Genomic DNA, 20,756 nt, shown 5'->3' with positions numbered 1-20,756 from the left:
CCAAACAGACGACGCCCCCGCGGCCTGGCCGCGGGGGCGTCGTGTCGTTTGCCCCGGGTGCGTCGCTACTCGAGCCAGGTCTATTCGAGATAGGTGTAGCCCTGCAGGCCGGCGGAGAGATCGTCGAGGAAGTGGGCCTGCTCTTCGGCGGAAAGGCCGCTGTCGGCCAGTTGGCCGGCAAGGCGGTCGCGCAGGACCTTGGCGTCGAAGTTGACGTAGGCGAGCACGTCGGAGACGCGGTCACCCTGCTGGGCATGGCTCAGCACCCACTCGCCGTTCTCGTCCAGGGCGGCGTCGACGGAGTCGGTGTCGCCGAACAGGTTGTGCAGGTCGCCAAGGATCTCCTGATAGGCGCCGACCAGGAAGAAACCAAGCAGGCGCTCCTCGTCTTCATGCCATTCCGGTAGCGGCAGAGTGGTTTCCACGCCTTGGCCGTCGACGTAGCCGTCGATACGGCCGTCGCTATCGCAGGTGATGTCCTGGATCACGCCGCGCCGGGTGGGCTCGCGGTTGAGCCCGGTCAGCGGCAGCACCGGGAAGATCTGATCGATGCCCCACACGTCGGGTACCGACTGGAACAGCGAGAAGTTGACGAACAGCTTGTCGGCTAGCTTCTCGGCCAGCTCGTCGATGATCTCGCGGTGGGCACGGTTGCGACTGTCGAGCCGCTGGCGCAGGCGTGCACAGGCGGCGAAGTAGACCCCTTCCGACTCGGCGCGAACGGTGATGTCGGCGAGCCCCATGAGAAAGCGGTCGTGCATCTCGCTCATCGCCTGCAGCAGGTCGTGCCAGGCCTCCACCAACTCGCGCGGTTCCACTGAGTTGCCCAGCAGATCGTGCACGCGCCACAGTTCATCCAACTGCGGGTCGTCCTCGGCCAGGCGCGCAGGCGCCTCGTCGTTGACCCGCTCCTCGCCGATCACGTTGGCGATCAGCACCGCATGGTGCGCGGTGAGGGCGCGGCCGGACTCGCTGATCAGGTGAGGATGGGGAATCTCTGCCTCGTTGCAGGCCTGGGCGAAGGCACTGACCACGTTACGGGCATACTCGCGCATGGAGTAGTTGATCGAGCAGAAGCTGCGCGAGCGGGTGCCTTCGTAATCGATGCCCAGACCACCGCCCACATCGACGGTGTCGATCGGCGCTCCCAGTGCCAGCAGGCTCTGGTAGAAGCGCGCACACTCGCGCAGGCCGACCTGAATGTCGCGAATGTTGGCGATCTGCGAGCCCAGGTGGAAGTGCACCAGCTGCAGGCTGGCCAGTGAATCGGCTTCGCGCAGGCGCTCCACCACCGCCAGCATCTGGCTGGCGGTGAGCCCGAACTTTGACTTTTCACCGCCTGTGTCCTGCCACTTGCCCATGCCCACCGAGGCCAGGCGGGCGCGCAGGCCGATGCGCGGGGTGACACCAATGTTCTGGGCTTCCTCGAGGATCAGTGGCAGTTCGGAGAACTTTTCCACCACCAGATAAACGCGGTGGCCGAGTTTCTCACCCATCAGCGCCAGGCGAATGTACTCGCGGTCCTTGTAGCCGTTGCACACGATCAGCGACGGGCCGTCGGCGGAGAGTGCCAGCACGGCGAGCAGCTCCGGCTTGCTGCCGGCCTCGAGGCCGACCCGGCCATGGCCGCGCTCGCGGGTGGCCAGGATCTCCTCGACCACGCGGCGCTGCTGGTTGACCTTGATCGGGTAGACCGCGGTATAGCCGCCGATGTACTCCTCCTCGCTCATGGCCAGGTCGAAGGCTTCGCACAGCTGCTCGACGCGGTCGTGCAGGATATCGCTGAAGCGCACCAGTACCGGAAGGCGCAGGCCGGCATCGCGAAGCTGGTCCACTAGGGGGGCCAGCGGCAGGGCCGGACCCTCGGCTTCGCTGCCCAGCGGGCGCACCAAGGCGTGGCCGCTGTCGTCGACGTCGAAATAACCGCTGCCCCACTGGTCGATGTTCCAGGTACGGCGCGCCCGTTGGGCGGGGCCGGAGGCAGCTCCCATGGATAGGCTCATGTGTTGCTCGCTTCAGGCAGGGGCAGAGCGCCATGTTTCAGGCGTGCCGTGAGAATGGTATGAAACTGCGCCGGGTCGTGGGGCGTCAGGTCGTGAGCCGGTGGATCCACGTAGACCACCAGCAGGCGCGACAGCCAGTAGCGGAGTGCCGTCATGCGCAGCATCGTCGGCCATACCTCGCGCTCGGTGGCGGAGAGGGGGCGGCGAGCCTGGTAGGCGCCCAGGATCACGTCGTGTCGCTCGCGGTCCAGTTGCCCGTCGGGGCCCGAGGCCCAGTCATTGATCACGATGGCCAGGTCGAACAGCAGGTCACCGGTGCAGCCATTGTAGAAATCGATGATGCCGCCGAGGCGGTCGCCCTCGAACAGTGTGTTGTCGCGAAACAGGTCGCCGTGCAGTGCGCCATGGGGCAGCTCGGGAGCGGCACCGAATACGTCCTGATAGATATCCACCTCGTCCTTCATCAGGGCCTGGTCCTCGGGCGAGAGGTAGCCCAGCACCTTGTGGTGCATGGCCACGAGCCAGTTCAGGTCGCGGGGGTTGGGGCGATGGCCGGGGAAGTGCTGGGACACCATGTGCATGCGCCCCAGCGCGTCGCCCAGGGCTTGGCACTGCAGCAGATTGGGCGCCACGGGGTGGCGGCCGGGCAGGCGCGGAAACAGCAGCGAGGGCTTGCCGGCCAGGCTGTGCAGGGCAATGCCCTCGCGATCGTGCACCGGACCCGCGACCGGCAATCGATGCTCGTCCAGGTAGTCGAGCAGGTCGACGAAGAACGGCAGCTCTTCGTGCTCGCCCTGCTCGAACAGGGTCAGCACCAGCTCGCGGCGGTCGGTGGTGACAAAGAAAGTGGTGTTTTCGGTACCGCCGGCGACCCCCTGAAGGGATACCAGATCGCCGACGTCGAAACGCCTGAGAAACTCTGCGACCTGTGCGTCGCTCAACGGGGTGAATACGGCCATGTGTCTCTCGCCCAGGTTGCCAAGCCGCCTATTGTAGCGTCTTGGCACCTCGATGCACGTCTCCTGGACACCTTCCGGCATTCACCTCGTATGAAGCCCGGCATGGCGGCTAGAAGCGCATCAGCACCCACTGGGGCACGGCGATCCTGTCGCCCTCCTGGCGTTCGAAGTTGCCGTCGCCATCGTGGTCGACCAGGAAGTAGCTAGAGCCGCGGTTCGGACGGATCTCGATGGCATAGAGCTGACCGTTGACACGGTACTCGCGAATGGTGCGGTCCTCCTCCTGTCGAATGGTGATGTCGGGTTCGACATTGGCAGAGGATTGGGCCAAGGCGGGCGTGGCTGCCGCCAGGCCGAGGCCGAGGGAAAGCAGTGCTACAGCCAGGAAACGGCGAGAAACGTTCATGATGGCCTCCCAAGAGCGCATGCGACGATCGCTGCCACTGATTGTCTCCAGTGTATGACGTTGGACAGCATGATCCCAACGATGGCGGCAAAAGCGGCGTGCAATGCGTATCATGGCTGATCAGAATCACATTTTCTTGCACAGACCCAACGGATGCCGATTCATGGCCGATACGCCCATCGTTCTCGTCGACGGTTCGTCCTATCTTTACCGCGCCTTTCACGCCCTGCCACCGCTGACCACCTCCAGCGGCCAGCCCACCGGTGCCATCAAGGGCGTGATCAACATGCTCAAGCGGCTGATCAAGGATTACCCGGACAGCCCCATGGCGGTGGTCTTCGATGCCAAGGGCAAGACCTTCCGCGATGAGCTGTTCGAGGCCTACAAGGCCCAGCGCCCGCCGATGCCCGACGACCTGCGCAGCCAGGTGGAGCCGCTCTATGCCTGCGTGCGTGCCCTGGGCCTGCCGCTGCTGTGCATCGAGGGCGTCGAGGCCGACGACGTCATCGGTACCCTGGCCCGGCTTGCCACCGAGGCCGGCCGCGACGCGGTGATCTCCACCGGCGACAAGGACATGGCGCAACTGGTCAATGGCCATATCACGCTGGTTAACACCATGAAGGACGAGCTCCTCGACGTGGAGGGGGTCAAGGCCAAGTTCGGTCTGCCGCCTGAGCTGATCATCGACTTCCTGGCGCTGATGGGCGACAAGGTCGACAACATCCCCGGAGTGCCGGGGGTGGGCGAGAAGACCGCGCTGGGCCTGCTGCAGGGCGTGGGCGGGGGGCTGGATGCCATCTACGCCGATCTGGACAAGGTCAAGACGCTCGACTTTCGCGGCGCCAAAACGCTGCCGGCCAAGCTCGACGAGCATCGCGAGATGGCCTATCTCTCCTACCAGCTGGCCACCATCAAGACCGACTGCGAGCTGCCGGTGGGGCTAGACGACCTCGACATCGCCCACCCCGACCGCGAAGCGCTCAAGCAGCTCTATACCGAGCTCGAATTCAAGGTCTGGCTCTCCGAGCTGCTGGCGGGCAAGGACGAGGGCGTTGACGATGTCGAGCGTGGCACGGGGGTCGCAGGCACGGCGGCGGCGGGCAATCTCGACCCCGATGCGCCGCCGGCAAGCGTAGCGGCGTGCCAGAACCACCTGATACTGACCCAGGCGGAGCTCGACGAGTGGCTGGCCCGGCTCGGCGCCTGCGAGGCCTTCTGCTTCGACCTCGAGACCAACAGTCTCAACTACATGGATGCCGAGATCGTCGGCGTGGGGCTGGCGCTGGAACCCGGCGAGGCGGCCTACGTGCCGCTTGCCCACGACTATCTCGACGTGCCCGATCAGCTCGACCGTGACAGCGTGCTGGCCGCGCTCAAGCCGCTGCTCGAGGATCCCTGCCGCGGCAAGATCGGCCAGAATCTCAAGTACGATATCTCGGTACTGGCCAACTACGACATTCAAGTGCGTGGACCGCTGACCGACACCATGCTCGAATCCTACGTGCTCAACTCCACCGCCACCCGTCACGACATGGATTCGCTGGCGCTCAAGTACCTGGGCCAGAAGACGGTGAGCTTCGAGGAGATCGCCGGCAAGGGTGCCAAGCAGCTCACCTTCAACCAGATCGACTTCGAGCAGGCCGTGCCCTACGCCTGCGAGGATGTCGACGTGACGCTGCGGCTGCACTGCGAGCTGCGCCCGCGAGTCGAAGCGGAAGGGCGCCTGGCCGAAGTGCTCGACCATATCGAACGCCCGCTGATCCCTGTGCTGTCGCGCATCGAGCGCACCGGCGTGGCGATCGACCCCGTGCGCCTGCATGCCCAGAGCCAGGAGCTCGAAGTGCGCATCGCCGAACTCGAGGCGCGCGCCTTCGAGCTGGCCGGGCGCGAGTTCAACCTCGGCTCGCCCAAGCAATTGGGTGAAATCCTGTTCGACGAGCAGAAGATCCCGGTACTCAAGAAGACACCCAAGGGTGCGCCCTCCACTGCCGAGGCCGTGCTGGAGGAGCTGGCGCTGGACTACCCGCTGCCCAAGGTGATCATGGAGCATCGCGGCCTGGCCAAGCTCAAGTCGACCTATACCGACAAGCTGCCGCGGCTGGTCAACAAGCGCACCGGGCGCTTGCACACCAGCTACCATCAGGCGGTCGCCGCCACCGGCCGGCTCTCCTCTAGCGACCCCAATCTGCAGAACATCCCCATCCGCACCGAGGAAGGGCGCAAGATCCGCCAGGCCTTCATCGCCCGGCCCGGCTATCGCATCGTCGCCGCCGACTACTCGCAGATCGAGCTGCGCATCATGGCCCATCTCTCCGAAGACAAGGGGCTGCTTTCCGCCTTTGCCGAGGGGCGCGACATCCACACCGCCACCGCCGCCGAGGTCTTCGGCATGGCGCTGGAGAAGGTCTCAGGCGAGCAGCGCCGCAGCGCCAAGGCGATCAATTTCGGCCTGATCTACGGCATGAGCGCCTGGGGGCTCTCCAAGCAGCTGCACATCGAGCGCAGCCAGGCGCAGACCTACATCGATCGCTACTTCGACCGCTATCCCGGCGTGGCCCGTTACATGGAGCGCATCCGCGCCCAAGCCGCCGACGACGGCTTCGTCGAGACCGTGTTCGGGCGCCGGCTCTACCTGCCCGAGATCCGCGCTCAGAACCACGCCCGTCGCCAGGCCGCCGAGCGCACCGCGATCAACGCGCCGATGCAGGGCACCGCGGCGGACATCATCAAGCGCGCCATGATCGAGGTCGACGCCTGGCTGCAGGAGAGCGCCTTCGACGCCTGCATGGTGATGCAGGTCCACGACGAACTGGTGTTCGAGGTCGGCGAGAACCAGGTGGAAGAATTCATCGGCGAGGTGAAGACGCGCATGCAGGCCGCCGCCGAACTCAGCGTGCCGCTGATCGTCGAGGCCGAGAATGGGGTCAACTGGGACGAAGCGCACTGACCCCGGCCTCTTCTTGCCTAGCGCGGAATCAACAGCACAATTCCCGAGAGCATCGCGAACGACAGCACACCTAACCGCATCCGCCGTGCATCGAGGCGATGGTGGACGAGTCGGCTGGCGATGCTTCCTGCAGCCAGTGCTGGCAATAAAGCCAACGCCCAGAGCCACTGGTGGAGCTGGAACTGACCGGCAAGGGCGAGGATAGCCAGGGAGACCAGTTCGCCAATCAGGAAGCAGAGTGCGATGGTGGCGCGCAGCACCGGCCCCGGCCGGTGCTGGTAGAGCAGGGCGAGCGGTGGACCACCGACTCCGGTAGCGGTTTCCGTCACTCCGGTGACCACCCCAACCGCGGTGCAAGCGGCTCGGCTCGGCTGGAAGACTGGGGCGAACAGTCCGGCCAGCACGGCAAGGATGGTCGAAGCGCCTATCAATTGGTTGAGTCCGTTAGTGGATACCACCAGCAGAATACCGAGGCCGACGAAGGTGCCAGGCAGACGTCCCAGACTGACCCAACCCACCCCCCGCCAGTCGATGGCATCGCGCTCGCGCAGCCCCACATAGCCGTTGAGCGGCAACATCAGTATCAACAAGGCCACCGGCAGCAGGTCCGGCCTCAAAAGTCCCATCACGGGTGCCACCACAAGGGCGAAACCAATCCCCACGGCGCCCTGGATGAAAGCGGCGACGGCAACGGCCGACGCCAGGACCATGAATATCGCTGCTTCGCTCATGGGTGAGACAGCCTTGCATTGTCATTGCCTGTGCTGCTGAGCACCTCGGGCCGGAAGCGAGCACGATGTTCAGAGGCGACAGGATGAACACGAAAGATAGGTGCACTTTTTACTGCCGCTGCGGCCTCGCGCACCTGATTCAGCAAGGCATGGCCATCCCATTCCACTGGCCAGCCCTGCCACAGCCGCAGACGACCGTTGGTGAATACGGCGCTGATCTGATCGCGGTTGCCATAGCGCACCAGCTCCCAGGGGCGGTCCCAGGACGGTGTCATTTCCGGTATATCGATATCTACCAGCAGGAAATCGGCTGCTTGCCCGGGGGCAATCTCACCGACAAGTCCCCCGAGCCCGGCAGCATCGGCACCACAGCGAGTGGCGTGCTCCAGCCAGCGCCAGCCGCCGCCACAGGAGGAGTCCCCGCTGGCCAGACCGAAGGCTAGCCGCTGGCTGGTCTCGGCGGCGTCCATCAGGCGGAAGCCGTCGCTGCGTGTGCCATCGGTGCCGAGGCCGAAGCGGATGCCGAGCGCCGCCATCTGCAGTGCCGGAGCCACCGCATTGCCCTTCCAGGCGCTGGCCACTGGGTTGAAGGCCACAGCAGTGTTCGTGCCACGCAGCAGGTTGAGCTCATCGGGTGTGACCAGGGTGGCATGGGCCACCAGTGCTTGCGGACCCAGTGCGCCGACGCTGTGGAGATGTTCCAGGGGGCGCTGACGACGTGCGACCAAGGAGCGCTCCACGGCCTGGAGGTGCTCGTTGACGTGGGTTTGAAAGATAGTGCCGGCCTCGGCGCAGAGCGAAGAGGCGGCATGCAGCATGGCGTCGCTACCAGCCTCTGGAATCGACACCGCGAGCGACGGCCGAATCAGGGGGTGGTTTTCCCAATGCGCCAGGTGTCTCTCGGCCCGCTGCAGAATCGCTGCGACCGCCCCCTCCTGGGGGGCGTTGGCGGTGCCGCCAAGGTCGTTGCAGATCAGTCCCAGTACGCAGCGCAGTCCGACCTCCCCGGCAGCTTGAGCGATGGAGGCCGTGTCGGCAGCGGAGCGTGTGCCTGCATCCACCGCAGTGGTGAAGCCACCACGCAGCGCTTCCAGGGCGGCCAGCTTGGCGGACAGGTGTAGCAGCTCCTCGTCTAGACTGGCCTCCAGAGGAACCCAGACGCGCTTGAAGATCTCCGAAGGCTCGCCGAACACCAGCGACTTGCCCAGCGACTGGGTCAGATGGTGATGGGTGTCTATCAGGCCTGGCATCAGCAACTGGCCAGGCAATTCGACAGGGACGAGACCGGGGTGGCGCCGGCGCAGCTCTTCGGCAGGCCCTATTTCCTGAAAGACCCCGTTGGCGACAAGCACGGCGCGGTCACACCGGCAGCCTTCCGTCAGCAGCACCTCTTCGGGGCATAGCAGCAGTGTCTCGCCGCTCAGGCGCTCAGGGGATGGCAGCGGCGTGCCGGGGTAGAGGCTCGACATGCCTTAGTCTCCCTTGGTGGCTTCGATGGGGGCGGGACTGCTGTCGCGGTCTTGCTGCGGCGTGTGCCCCAAGTGATGAAAGAGAATATTGACCAGTACGGCTGTCAGGGTGCCCATGGCCAGGCCGTTGCCCAGGATGATCTGTAAATGACCGGGGAAGGCACTGTAGAAGCCCGGCACCACGATGGGGGTGAGGCCCATGGCCAGGGCAGCGGCAAGGGTGAACATGTTGCCGTTCTGGTTGAAGTCGACTCGGCGCAGAATGTTGATACCCATGACACCGATGATGGCGAAGACGATGACCGCCGTGCCGGCCACCACTGCGGTGGGGATGGCGTAGGCCAGCCGCCCTAGGGGAGCGCAGAGTGCCAGCAACACCAGCATGGCGCCGGCGGCGATGGTCACGTATCGGGAGCGCACACCGGTGGCGCGAATGATGCCGATGTTCTCGCCGCTGGTGATGATCAGTGAAGTGCCGAAGCAGCCACCGAACAGTGAGCCCAAGGCGTCGGCGCGGATATTGCGCGGCACGATGGCCTTGTGGTCGCCCTTGCGCTCGACTATCTCGGCTGTTGCCAGTGTCTGGCCGGTGGCCTCGGTCATCGACACCACACAGAAGATGATCAGCGGCAACGAGGCGAAGAGGTCGAACTTCGGCATGCCAAAGGGGAAGGGCTGGGGAAAGGCCACCAGCGGACCCTCCAGCACGCCCGAGAAGGTCATGGCTCCCGTGGCAACCGCCACTGCAGCGCCGGCCAGCAGTCCCAGCATCACGGCGATGCGCTGCCACATGCCGGTGAGGCAGCGGGCAAAGATCACGGTACAGGCAATAGTGACAAGGGCCAGGCCGATGTTGCCCATGGCGGCGAACTCCGGTGACCCTGGGCGGCCTGTGATCAGGCCTCCAAAGATGCGAATCAGGTTTACGGCCACCAGCAGCAACATGGTGCCGATCACGATGGGCGGGAAAAATTTCAGCACTCGGGTAAAGAAGGGCAGGGCTAGGAAATAGAAGAGACCCGTCAGGATCACGGCGCCGGTGGCCGTCTGCAGGTCGGTGGCCTGGGCAATGGCCAGGAAGATCACCAGCGGGGCGCCTCCTGGAACCTGAACGAAGGGTAGGCGGGCACCGAAGCCGGATACGCCTACCGACTGCAGGATGCCGGCCAGGCCGCAGGCCAGAAAAATGGCGCTCATCAGGCCGACAGTGACATTGTCCGGCAGCTCCAGGGTGTGACCGATCAGGAAGGCGGCGGTGATGGGTGCCGCTGCCATCACCAGAACGTGCTGGAAGCCATAAAGCAGCATGGTGCCCAGCGGCAAGCGCTCATCGACGGGCTCGACCGCTGCCTCGGGTGGGCTATGGGTGGTCTTCATGGTGGGTCCTCTTGTTGTTGTGAAGGCTTGTGACGGCCTCGGCCTCGGCCGGGGCCGGGGCCGGGGCGCGGCTACAGACTCAGTGGTCCTGAGATCACCCTAGCGGGGGGCTTCTGTTCTGGTCCATAACAGAGTTTCGTGTTATCTGTTGCCAAAAAGGCAACGATGGGGATTGGGGGGGAGAGCATGCATCTGCTTCTGCCGGGACTGCGCTATTTTGAAGAAGTGGCACGGCAAGGGTCTCTGCGAAAGGCTGCCGAGCGGTTACATGTGGCAGCTTCGGCAATCAATCGACAGATCCTCAAATTGGAAGATGAGCTCGGCGTTCCGCTCTTCGAGCGACTACCTCGCGGATTGCGGCTTTCGCCGGCGGGTGAGCTGATGCTTCACCAGATCCGCCAATGGCAGCGCGATGAGCGGCGTCTGCAGGAGTATCTCGGCGAGATTCGCGGCACTGGTTGTGCAGAGGTACGTGTAGCCAGCGTGGAGTCGCTGACCGACCAACTGCTACCCCAGGTGCTGGTCGCATTTCGTGAACGCTTTCCGCAGGTGCGCTTCAGGCTGATGACGGGGATGACCGATACCATCCTCGAGCAGGTGGTTACTGGAGATGCCGATATCGGAATTTGCATCAATCCCCCTATTACACCCAGGGTCCGTTTCATTGAGCAGGTTGGACTGGAGTTCGGAGCCGTGCTGGCGCCAAGCCATCCGTTGGCCGAACGGCAAGCGTTGTGGCTAAGGGAATGCCTGGCCTACCCGGCGCTTCTGCCTAGCCCCGAGATGTTTCATGGTTCCACGCTCCAGCAGGTATTGGCCAAGGCCGATCTCGAGCTGGAGCCAGTCGCAGCGGGGAATCGAATCTTGACCCTCAAGTCGCTGGCTCGCGCTGGACTTGGCATCGCTTTCCTCAATCGGCTCGACATCTCCCGGGAGCTTGCCCATGGCGAGCTGGTGTTCAAGCCGCTCTTCGATCGGCATATCGCCAAGGCCCAGTTGACCCTGTGTGCCCATAGTGACCGTGCCCTGCCCATGGCGACCTCTGTCCTGGCGGAACGGCTACGCGAGGCGATGCTGTCCATTGAACCTGGTCAGCATCGACTCGCGTAGTCATTCCCGACACCTCCAATGAAAAACGCCACCGCGGCTGCGGTGGCGTTTTCGGTTCGAGCTTGTCAGCTCAGGCTTAGCGCCAGCCGACACGATCGAAGATGCGGATCGCTTCGGGGTTGTTCTCGCCCAGTACGCTGATGTTCAGATCGTCCTTGTGCAGCTCGCCCCAGGACTTGAGCGTCTCATCCATGTTCACACCGTCCACCACCGGGTACTCGTAGTTGCCGGCGGCGAAGATTTCCTGGGCGGTATCGGAGGAGAGGAACTCGAGGAAGCGGATGGCGTTCTCGCGATTCGGCGAGGTGGCAACGACACCTGCTCCGCCCACGTTGACGTGAATGCCGCGGTCGTCCTGGTTGGGGAACAAGATGCCGACTTTTTCTGCCACTTCGCGATCGGCGGCGTCGTCGGAGTTGAGCAGGCGCACGTAGTAGTAGTGGTTGGCCACGGCCAGGTCACACTCGCCGGCGGCCACTGCCTTGATCTGATCGGTGTCGCCGCCTTCAGGCTGGCGCGCCAGGTTGTTGACGATGCCTTTGGCCCACTCCTCGGCAGCTTCGGCACCGTGATGGTCGATCATCGCGGCCAGCAGCGACTGGTTGTAGATGTTGTTGGAGGAGCGAATGCATACCTCTCCTTCCCAGCGCGGATCGGTCAGGTCCTCGTAGGAGGTGATCTCGCTGGGGTCGACGTTCTCCGGGTTGTAGAAGATTGCCCGCACGCGCTGGCTGAAACCGAACCACATGCCTTCGGGGTGGCGCATGGATTCAGGCAGACGCTCGTTGAGTACGTCGGATTCGATGCCCTGGAAGATGCCTTCTTCTTCGGCACGCCACAGACGGCCGGCATCGACGGTGATCATCACGTCGGCGGGGCTGGCCACGCCCTCGCGCTGGATGCGCTCGATCAGCTGGTCGGAGTCACCCTCGAGCAGGTTGACCTTGATCCCGGTCTCATCGGTAAAGGCCTGGTAGAGCTGCTCGTCGACATCGTAATGGCGTGCCGAATAGAGGTTGACCTCGTCGGCCGTTGCCCCGGTGGCAAAGGCCGACCCGGCGAGCACTGCGGCGAGCGGAGCGATGAGGCGGTTACGCTGGGTCATGATTTTCTACCTCGAGAGCCTGACGGATGGGAGTGCAAAACTAATGATAATACGTTGCATTACGCTGAACGCTATTGAAGCGTTTTGCGAACAGGCCGTCAAGCCTGCTGCGAAGAGCCCACTACGGCGCGGCGCTGTAGAGCTGACGGGAAGCAAGGAAATGCGAAAAAGTTGGCGAATGCGAGTTAATTCCAAACGTACTCGCTGGACATTTCGGGTAGGATGAAGGTTGCCATTTCCCCTCGGATCATGTCGTTTGTTCTATGACTAGCCAATCGAAGCCAATGGAAGTCGGACACGCTCCCTACCAGCAGGCCACTGCACTGACCATGGAGGGGGTGCACCACTCCTTCGGCAGCCTGCCCGCCGTGCGTGGTGTCAACCTGGACGTGGCGCCCGGTGAGGTCGTCTGCTTGCTGGGGCCATCAGGCTGTGGCAAGACCACTCTGCTGCGTATCGCGGCGGGGCTCGAGATGCTGCAGCAAGGTCGTGTGACCCTCAACGGCGGTGAGATCGCCGTGCCAAAAGGGCGTCACGTGCCGCCTGAGAAGCGCAACGTCGGCCTGGCTTTCCAGGACTCGGCGCTGTTTCCACATCTCACGGTGATCGAGAACGTCACCTTCGGCCTGAAGGGCGAACCGCAGCGTCAGCGCCGCGAGCGGGCGCTGACGCTGCTCGAGCAGCTGGGCATGGCCAACTACGCCGATTCCTATCCGCACATGCTTTCCGGTGGGCAGCAGCAGCGTGTGGCGCTGGCCCGCGCCCTGGCGCCGGCTCCGCAACTGATGCTGCTCGACGAGCCCTTCTCCAGCCTCGACGCGCGTCTGCGTGATCGTATCCGCGACGATACCCTGCACGTACTCAAGAAGGTGGGGGCAGCAACCCTGCTGGTGACCCACGACCCCGAAGAGGCCATGTTCATGGCCGACCGTATCGCCTTGATGCGCGATGGACGTATCGTGCAGATGGGTACGCCTCGGGAGCTCTACTGCGCGCCCTGCGACCCTTTCGTCGTGGCATTCTTCGGCGAGGTTAACGAGCTGAGTGGCGTGGTGCAGGGCGGTCGTGTCCAGACCCCGGTGGGGCCGGTGGAGGCCGGTTGGTTGCCCGAAGGGAGCCCGGCCCTGGTGATGATCCGGCCCGAGGCACTGCGCATCACCGAGCACTTCGAGCCGGCGCCGGAGCACCGCTACAGCCATGTGGTCATGGCCAAGCTGCTCGGGCGCAGCAGTCTGCTGCACATCTGCGCCCACGGCGAGGATGGCAGCGAGGCCCACCTGCATGCCAGGGTGCCCGGCGTCTTCCTGCCCGCCGAGGGGCAGCGGGTGGACATTCACCTCGACCTGTCGCAGGTCTTCGTCTTCCCCTCAGTGGCTGCCTGAGCCGGGGCGCGAGCGGCGCATGGCCATGCTCAGCAGTACTACCGGAATGATCCCTACGACCACGATCGCCAGCGAGGCCGTCGAGGCTTCGGCCAGCCGCTCGTCCGACGCCAGGCTGTAGGCTCTTACCGCCAGGGTATCGAAATTGAAGGGGCGCAGGATGATGGTCGCCGGCAGCTCCTTCATGACGTCGACGAAGACCAGGATACCGGCGGCGATCAGGCTGCCGCGCATGATCGGCGTGTGCACGCGCTTGAGCGTGCCGGCCGGCGTCTGGCCCAAGGTGCGCGAGGCGGCATCCATGCTCGGTGTCACCTTGCCTAGACTCGCCTCCACGGTATTGAACGACACCGCCAGGAAACGCACCACGTAGGCGTACACCAGGATGAACGCCGAGCCGCTGAAGATCAGCCCGACGATCTTGCCGTAGTGGGCGTGCAGCCAGGTGTTGAGGGTATTGTCGAGCCAGGCGAAGGGAATCAGGATACCCACCGCGATCACCGAGCCGGGAATCGCATAGCCCATCGAGGCAACCCGCGTGGCGATGCGTGTCAGCGGGCTGTCGTGAAGGCGCACCCCGTAGCTGAGCACCACGGCCAGGCCCACCGCGATCAGCGATGCGATGACGGCCAGCAACAGGCTGTTCCAGGCGAAGTCGAGGAAGCGGGTGCCGAACAGTGCATCTCCCTTGGCCATGGCCATCTGCAACAGCAGGCCGCTGGGAATCAGGAAGCCGATCAGCACCGGCAGGGCACAGGCAGTGAAGGCTGCCGCAGCCCGCCAGCCGCGTAACCGGTATTCGGGCAGTTGCTGGTAGCGGTTGGTGGTGTGGAAATACTGTCGCTTGCCCCGCGACCAGCGTTCCAGCAGTACCAGCACGATGACGAACAGCAGCAGACAGGCTGCGAGCTGGGCGGCGGCCACCTGCTCGCCCAGGCCGAACCAGGTGCGATAGATACCGGTGGTGAAGGTATCGACGCCGAAGAACTGCACCGCGCCGAACTCGTTGAGGGTTTCCATCAGTACCAGCGAGACCCCGCCGACGATGGCCGGGCGCGCCAGTGGCACGGCTACCGTGGCGAACAGGTTCCACGGACCGCGCCCCAGCGTGCGTCCCACGTCGAGCACGCATACCGACTGTTCCAGGAACGCGGCCCTGGCCAGCAGATAGACGTAGGGGTAGAGCACCAGTGTGATCAGCGTGGCGGCACCGCCCAATGAACGGATGTTGGGAAAGTAATAATCGCCGCGCCCCCACTCGAAGATCTCGCGCAACCAGCTCTGCACGGGCCCCGCGTATTGCAGGAAGTCGGTATAGGCGTAGGCGATTACATAGGTAGGCACGGCCAGCGGCAGCAGCAGCGCCCACTCGAAGATGCGGCGCCCGGGAAAGCGGCACATCACCACCAGCCAGGCGCTACCGGTGCCGATCACCATGGTGCCGAGCCCCACCGTGACGGCGAGATAGAAGGTGTTGCCCAGATAGCGACCCAGTACCGTACTGGCCAGATGCTGCCAGACCCCCTGTGTCGGCATCACGATATGTGCCAGTACCACGATGACCGGAAGCGCGACGACGAGTGCCACGATCAGGATCAGCAGTGTCCAGGGGCTCAGGCGGTGAGACAAGGAGGAAAGGCCGGTAGTCGCGGATCGGAACAAGCAGGAACTCCTTCACTGGCCGGCGCGGCAGCGCAGTAATGCGAGGCGGTAACGGCTGGAAATGATACCAGTTGGCGCGTGTTGCTGCAGCTCGTGTCAGCTGACCGACATCAAGGAAAAGCGCCCGTATCTGCGATACGAGCGCTCAAGTCGTGCGAGGTCGAAAGCCTAGTAGCCGAGCATGAGCGAGGGCAGGCCCGTCACCAGCACCGGGAAGAAGGCCATCAGCAGGCAGGCCAGCACGATCAACGCACAGAAGGGGATCACCGCCTTGTAGAGGTCGATGATCTCGACCCCTTTAGGCGCCACGCCCTTCAGGTAGAACAAGGCGTAGCCGAAGGGTGGCGTCAGGAAGGAGGTCTGCAGCACTACCGCCACCATCACCACGAACCACAGTACGTCGACCCCCATCTGATTGACGATCGGCAGCATGATCGGGAAGCTCAGCAGCACGATGCCGGTCCAGTCGAGGAACATCCCCAGGACGAAGACCAGGAACAGCATCAGGATCAAGGCGCCGGTGGTGCCGCCGGGCATGGCCAAGACCAGCTCGCTGATCACCGTCATGCCGCCGCCGCGGGAGAACACGCCGGTAAAGGCAGTGGCGCCGACCAGCACCAGCATCACCATGGTGGTGGTCTTGCTGGCGTCGATCAGGGTGCGAAAGCAGGTGGTGAGCTTGCGGTCGCCGAAGATCAGGAACAGCAGGAAGGCGATGCCCACGCCGATGGCCGAGGCCTCGGTGGCGGTGGCCACGCCGGTGAACAGTGCGCCCAGCACGCCCAGGATCAGGGCCATCGGTGGCAGCACGTACTTGGCCAGCATGACCAACAGTTGAGCGGTCGTGGTCTCGGCGCGTTCCGCGGTGGGCACCGGCGGGCCGTAGGACGGCTTGAGGTAGCAGATCACCAGCACGTAGAGCGCGTACATGGCGCCCAGCATCAGTCCCGGCACCAGAGCGCCGGCGAACAGCGCTCCCACCGATACCGGCGAGTAGCTGGCCATCAGGATCAGCATGATGCTCGGCGGGATCAGGATGCCCAGGCAGCCGCTGGCCATGATCACGCCGGTGCTGAGCTCCTTGTTGTAGCCGTGCTTGAGCATCGGCACCAGGGCAATCATGCCCATCACCGCGATGGACGCCCCGACGATGCCGGTGGTGGCGGCGAGCAGTACCGAGACAATGACCACGGTGAGGGCCAAGCCGCCGCGCAGGTTGGCCAGCAGCAGGCGCATGACCGCGAACATCTTCTCGGTGACCCCCGAGTCATTGAGAAAGCGCGCCATCAGCACGAACAGCGGAATGGCCACCAGGACATAGTTGTCCATGGCGTTGCCGAAAATATTGTTGATGATGGTGCCGAGCACGCGTTCGCCCGGGCCCAGGTAGGCGCCGATGACGGCCACGCCACCCAGCACGAAGGCCAACGGATGGCCCATGAACAGGCCCACCAGCAGGCCGCCGAACATCACCAGGGTGAGCATTTCGGGGCTGAGGTTCATGCGGCTTCCTCCCGCAACTGCTGGATGGCGCGAATCACGATGGCGATGGCCTGGAGCAGGATCAGCACCGCAGCCACCACGATCACACCCTTCACCGGATAGATGGGAATCGAAACGATGCCATAGGTGGTTTCACCACGGCTGTAGGAGCGCATGAAGAAACTCCAACCCAGGGTCACCAGCATCCAGATGAAAGGCACGAAGAAGATCAGATAGCCGAGGATTTCGATGACGGCCTGCTTCCTGCGTGAGAGCAGGCGTTTTAGCACGTCGACCTCGACGTGGGCGTGATGGCGCAGGCCGTAGGCCGCCATCAGCATGAAGTGGGCGCCGAACAGCATCTTGGTGATGTCGAAGGCCCAGTCGCTGGGACGCCCGGTGAACAGGCGCAGGGCGATATCGTAGAGCACCACCAGGGTGATGACGGCGATCAGCGGCGCAATGACCCGCCCGAACACTTCGTTGAGAGTGTCGATCGCCTTGGCAATCGCATTCATGGGTCAAGTCTCCGACCTCGGGACTGAAACGCCCCGGCGCAGGCACCGGGGCGACGTGAGGAGTGGTTTACAGGCAGGCTTCGATGGCCTCGAGGTCGGGCAGATTGTCGAAGCTGCGGCTCATGTTGTAGGGCACCGAGACATCACGCCAGTTGGCGTAGTGCTGCAGGTAGCTGACCATGGAGTGGTAGACCTTGGCGTGCATGGGGTCCTCGCAGGCGCCTTCCACGATCACTTCGTTGGTCACTTCCTGGATACGGGCCATGTCCTCTTCGCCATAGGTGGAGATCTCCACGCCGGCTTCCTGGAACTTGATGGTGCCCTCGGTCGACTGGCGCTCGGACCAGGCCAATGACCAGGCCAGGGTGGCATCGGCGGCGATCTTCAGCTTCTCCTGGGTCTCTTCGGAGAGGGCCTCCCAGGCGTCCTTGTTGATCATTACGCCGAACACGCTGGCGGACTGGTGCCAACCGGGCGTTGCCCAGTACTCGACCACCTCGGCGAAGCCGGCGTTGTAATCGACGCCGGGAGTCGAGAACTCGGCACCGTCGACTACGCCACGCTCCACCGCCTGGTAGATCTCACCGCCCGAGAGCGTGACCTGGGAACCGCCGAGCCGCTCGAGCACCCGGCCCTGGTCGCGGCCAGAGAGACGCAGACGCTTACCGTCCAGGTCGGCCAGGCTCTCGATGGGGGTGCGCCCCATGAAGCCCGACTCGTTGTTGGTGATGCCGTAGGGCAGGTAGATCATATCGTACTGGCCGTAGACCTCCTGATAGAGCTCGAATCCACCCCACTGTTGAATCCAGTTCAAGTAGTCGAAGCCATTGAACAAGCTGGGCGTGGCGGCCAGGGGGGAGAAGGCAGAGCTGCGTCCTGCCCAGTAGCCGGGCCAGTCACCTGCAGCTTCGATGCTGCCGGTCTCGGTGGCGTCGAACACTTCGGTGCCGGGCATCAGGGTGCCACCGGCACGGAACTCGATCTGCAACTCGTCACCGGCCAGCTTGTTGACCAACTCCACCCAGTGGCGATCGATTTGGATCAGATCGATGCTGTCCGGCCAGGTGGAGGTCATGGTCCAGCGTTCCTGGGCCTGGGCGGTGGAGGTCAAGGCCGCCAGGGCGATGCCAGCAGCCAGGCCGGACAGTACGAATTTCGACTTCATCTTCATGTCGTGCTCCCTTGTGGGTCTTATTGTGTTGCCGCAATAGATGAGCCATGCCGAAGCAGTGTGCCGGAAGGCGACCGAGGCCCTCCGGGATCGCCGGTTCGGCCGTTCGGCAAACTTCGACAAGCTAGCATGCTGGCATGACCGGAATCGATAGCCTGCTTTGGCAAGGGTAGCGGTTCGAGGCCGGCCGTGCCGGCCATCAGCCACATTTAATTAAGAAAGGTGGCAGATAGATGTGTCTGTATTGAAAGGCAAAGTGACAACATGTGGGCTATACCGAAGCGGCGGGCAGGGCGGAAGGGACGATAGACCAAAGTCTGATTGGGTGGGTGGGCAGAGCCGGAAAGGCGCCCGAGCGGCTCGGGCGCCTTTCCGTGCCGTGGCTTCAGCGTCCGCTGTAGACTTGGGCGGGCAGCCAGGTTGCCAGTGGCTCGTAGAAGAACACCAGGAACAGCCCCAATAGCTGCAAGGCCACGAAGGGGGCGACGCCCTTGTAGATATCGAGCGTGCTGACCCCCGGAGGGCAGACGCCCTTGATGTAGAACAGGGCAAATCCCACCGGTGGGGTCAGGAACGAGGTCTGCAGGCAGATGGCGAAGAGAATGGCGAACCATACCGGGTCGACGCCGAGGCTGAAGACCACCGGGGCGACCAGCGGCAGGATGATCAGGGTGATCTCGACCCAGTCGAGGAAGAAGCCGAGCAGGAAGACCACCAGCATGATCGTCAGCACCACGCCGGCTGGACCGAATGGCAGGCCGGTGATTGCATCGCGGATGACGTCATCGCCGCCAAGCCCACGCAGCACCACGGCGAAAACGGTGGCACCGACGAAGATGCCGAAGATGAAGGCGGTGGTGCGAGTGGTCTGGTAGAGCGCCTTGGAGACGATATCGAAGCTCAACCGGCGATTGAACAGCGCGAGCAGCATGGCGCCGAGCGCGCCCACTGCCGAGGCTTCGGTGGTGGTGGCAAAACCGGTGAAGATCGAGCCTAGCACCGCCACGATCAGCGCCAGGGGCGGCAACACGGCGATCAGTACCTCAAGCAGTGCACGAATATTCAGCGGTTGCCTGTTTTCCGGTGCCGGTGCCAGGTCCTTTTTGATATAGGCGGCGATCAGGATAAAGGCGATGTACATCACCCCCAGCATCACGCCGGGAATCAGCGCGCCCATGAACAGCCGGCCGACCGAAGCTTCGGAGGTGCCCAGGCGGTCGGCCATCAGCACCAGCATGATGCTCGGTGGCACCAGGATGCCCAGCGTGCCCACCGAGCAGGCAGTGCCCACGGCCAGCGACTTGTTGTACTTGGCCTGCAGCATGGGTCCGATCGAAAGCATGCCCAGCAGTACCACCGAGGCGCCGACGATACCGGTCGAGGCCGCCAGCAGCACGCCGACGATGACCACAGTGACCGCGTAGCCGCCGCGCAGCCCGCCCAGAACGCGTACCAGGGAGTTCATCAGCCGTTCGGCAATACCCGAGCGGTCGAGCATGATGCCCATGAAGATGAACAGTGGCAGAGCCACCATCAGCTCGTTAGCGACGATGCCATACAGCCGCCTGTCGAGAACGCCGATGGTACCGCCCCAGGAAAACCAGAGATTGGCCCCCATGTATTCGACCAGGACATGGCCGATGACGGCGAACAGGAAGCCGATGCCGGCCAGTGCCCAGGCCACGGGGAAGCCTATCAGCAACAAGCCCATGAAGCCGGCAAACATGCCGATGACGAGAATTTGTTCGAGACCCATGACGATCCTCGCGAAGGCACGTTAGCGGTGATCCACCGGGCGCCGCTGGAGCAGCTGCCGGGGAAAACCGAAGAGAAGGGTGCAGCAGCGCAGTGCCCGAGACGACAGCGCAAGAGCAATCAGCGCCATGCCGATCGGCAGCGTGGTCTTTATGATGAAGCGATAGGGCAGGCCGCTGGGGGCCTGGGAGCGTTCGCCCCGATCGAAGGAGCGGTAGGCGTATTCGCCAAGACCGTCGATCATGAAGTAGAGGACGGGTAGCACCAGCAGCAGGATGCCCAGCAGTTCTACCCAGGCCTGGAAGCGCAGCGTGAACTTCTCACGCAGCACGTCGACCCGAACGTGATCGTCGGTGACCACGGCATAGGCCAGGGTCAGGATCATGGTGGCACCGAAGAAGTGCCAGGAAAGCTCTTCCAGGGCAATAGAGCCCCGCCCCAGGATGAAGCGGCTGAACACGTTGGTGAGTACCACAATGAGCGTAGCCAGCCAAAGCCAGGAAAGCCCCTTGCCGATAACCGCAATGGCTGTGTCCAGCGCATGGCTCACGCGATTCGTGGGCAGCTCCGGCTGGAAGTGGTCAGGATCGTTCGAAGAGTGGTCGAGACGCGGTGTGGACATCGAGCAGCCTCATATTGCCGCAAGCCGGTAAAGCCGCCGGAGACTGGGTCTCCGGCG

The 20,756-nt window shown here is 63.8% G+C and carries 16 protein-coding genes and 1 pseudogene; 4 read left to right on the top strand and 13 right to left on the bottom strand.

All coding sequences use genetic code 11. The annotated features are described in order from the left end of the window. Nucleotides 1-80 precede the first annotated feature (80 nt). The 3 genes from speA to SPH52_RS22075 form a co-directional block, all read right to left on the bottom strand. Nucleotides 81-2,003: a biosynthetic arginine decarboxylase gene (speA, locus tag SPH52_RS22085; RefSeq protein ID WP_411797207.1), complete on the bottom strand. Its 1,923-nt coding sequence runs from the start codon at nt 2,001-2,003 to the stop codon at nt 81-83. Beyond that, nucleotides 2,000-2,962: a homoserine kinase gene (locus tag SPH52_RS22080; RefSeq protein ID WP_411797206.1), complete on the bottom strand. Its 963-nt coding sequence runs from the start codon at nt 2,960-2,962 to the stop codon at nt 2,000-2,002. Before SPH52_RS22080 ends, speA begins: the two co-directional genes overlap by 4 nt. A 109-nt stretch (nt 2,963-3,071) precedes the next feature. Further along, complete coding sequence (locus SPH52_RS22075; RefSeq protein ID WP_411797205.1) at nt 3,072-3,368, bottom strand: DUF2782 domain-containing protein; 297 nt, start codon at nt 3,366-3,368, stop codon at nt 3,072-3,074. A 163-nt stretch (nt 3,369-3,531) separates the two neighbouring features. Here SPH52_RS22075 and polA point away from each other — a divergent pair, with 163 nt between their 5' ends. Beyond that, the gene (gene polA, locus SPH52_RS22070; protein ID WP_411797204.1) at nt 3,532-6,315 is read left to right on the top strand and encodes a DNA polymerase I; all 2,784 of its coding nucleotides are present in this window, start codon (nt 3,532-3,534) and stop codon (nt 6,313-6,315) included. 17 nt (nt 6,316-6,332) lie between these two features. Here polA and SPH52_RS22065 read toward each other — a convergent pair whose 3' ends face one another. From SPH52_RS22065 to SPH52_RS22055, 3 genes are read right to left on the bottom strand one after another with little or no spacing between them, the layout of a single operon-like run. Further along, nucleotides 6,333-7,046 carry a sulfite exporter TauE/SafE family protein gene (locus SPH52_RS22065; RefSeq protein WP_411797203.1) on the bottom strand — a complete coding sequence of 238 codons (714 nt, stop codon included), beginning with the start codon at nt 7,044-7,046 and terminating at the stop codon, nt 6,333-6,335. Beyond that, a complete protein-coding gene (locus SPH52_RS22060) occupies nt 7,043-8,515 on the bottom strand; it encodes an amidohydrolase family protein (RefSeq protein WP_411797202.1) in 1,473 nt (490 codons plus the stop codon). Before SPH52_RS22060 ends, SPH52_RS22065 begins: the two co-directional genes overlap by 4 nt. A gap of 3 nt (nt 8,516-8,518) precedes the next feature. Then, entirely contained in the window at nt 8,519-9,892 is a 1,374-nt protein-coding gene (locus SPH52_RS22055; RefSeq protein WP_411797201.1) for a uracil-xanthine permease family protein, read from the bottom strand. A gap of 165 nt (nt 9,893-10,057) precedes the next feature. Between SPH52_RS22055 and SPH52_RS22050 the strand changes: the two are divergent. Together SPH52_RS22050 and SPH52_RS22045 are read left to right on the top strand one after the other, a co-directional pair. Continuing rightward, nucleotides 10,058-10,258 (top strand): annotated as a pseudogene (locus SPH52_RS22050) (LysR family transcriptional regulator); the annotation flags it as partial. 15 nt (nt 10,259-10,273) lie between these two features. Then, nucleotides 10,274-11,002 (top strand): LysR substrate-binding domain-containing protein, encoded by a 729-nt coding sequence (locus SPH52_RS22045; RefSeq protein ID WP_411797228.1) that lies wholly within the window; start codon nt 10,274-10,276, stop codon nt 11,000-11,002. 76 nt (nt 11,003-11,078) lie between these two features. Here the strand turns inward: SPH52_RS22045 and SPH52_RS22040 are convergent, their stop codons facing one another. Further along, nucleotides 11,079-12,107, bottom strand: a complete 1,029-nt coding sequence (locus tag SPH52_RS22040) for a Fe(3+) ABC transporter substrate-binding protein (protein ID WP_411797200.1) — start codon at nt 12,105-12,107, stop codon at nt 11,079-11,081. Nucleotides 12,108-12,391: 284 nt separating this feature from the next. Between SPH52_RS22040 and SPH52_RS22035 the strand changes: the two genes are divergently transcribed. After that, complete coding sequence (locus SPH52_RS22035; protein WP_411797199.1) at nt 12,392-13,489, top strand: ABC transporter ATP-binding protein; 1,098 nt, start codon at nt 12,392-12,394, stop codon at nt 13,487-13,489. Here the strand turns inward: SPH52_RS22035 and SPH52_RS22030 are convergent. From SPH52_RS22030 to SPH52_RS22005, 6 genes are all read right to left on the bottom strand, one after another. Next, nucleotides 13,475-15,151 (bottom strand): ABC transporter permease, encoded by a 1,677-nt coding sequence (locus SPH52_RS22030; RefSeq protein ID WP_411797198.1) that lies wholly within the window; start codon nt 15,149-15,151, stop codon nt 13,475-13,477. The two genes, SPH52_RS22035 and SPH52_RS22030, sit on opposite strands and share 15 nt — an antisense overlap. Nucleotides 15,152-15,319: 168 nt before the next feature. Further along, nucleotides 15,320-16,654, bottom strand: a complete 1,335-nt coding sequence (locus SPH52_RS22025) for a TRAP transporter large permease (RefSeq protein WP_411797197.1) — start codon at nt 16,652-16,654, stop codon at nt 15,320-15,322. After that, nucleotides 16,651-17,151 carry a TRAP transporter small permease subunit gene (locus tag SPH52_RS22020; RefSeq protein WP_411797196.1) on the bottom strand — a complete coding sequence of 167 codons (501 nt, stop codon included), beginning with the start codon at nt 17,149-17,151 and terminating at the stop codon, nt 16,651-16,653. Before SPH52_RS22020 ends, SPH52_RS22025 begins: the two co-directional genes overlap by 4 nt. Before the next feature lie 67 nt (nt 17,152-17,218). Beyond that, entirely contained in the window at nt 17,219-18,322 is a 1,104-nt protein-coding gene (dctP, locus tag SPH52_RS22015) for a TRAP transporter substrate-binding protein DctP (RefSeq protein ID WP_411797195.1), read from the bottom strand. A 385-nt stretch (nt 18,323-18,707) separates the two neighbouring features. Continuing rightward, on the bottom strand, nt 18,708-20,078 hold the full coding sequence (locus tag SPH52_RS22010) for a TRAP transporter large permease (protein WP_411797194.1): 1,371 nt from the start codon (nt 20,076-20,078) through the stop codon (nt 18,708-18,710). 21 nt (nt 20,079-20,099) lie between these two features. Next, nucleotides 20,100-20,699, bottom strand: coding sequence for a TRAP transporter small permease subunit (locus SPH52_RS22005; protein WP_411797193.1), 600 nt, complete (start codon nt 20,697-20,699; stop codon nt 20,100-20,102). Between the last annotated feature and the right edge of the window lie 57 nt (nt 20,700-20,756).

Origin of the sequence: Halomonas sp. A29, assembly GCF_046723295.1 — a bacterium.
In the GTDB taxonomy this organism is placed as follows: domain Bacteria; phylum Pseudomonadota; class Gammaproteobacteria; order Pseudomonadales; family Halomonadaceae; genus Halomonas.
Note: the sequence above shows the minus strand (reverse complement) of the source record. Positions and strands in the feature narration are given on the sequence as shown.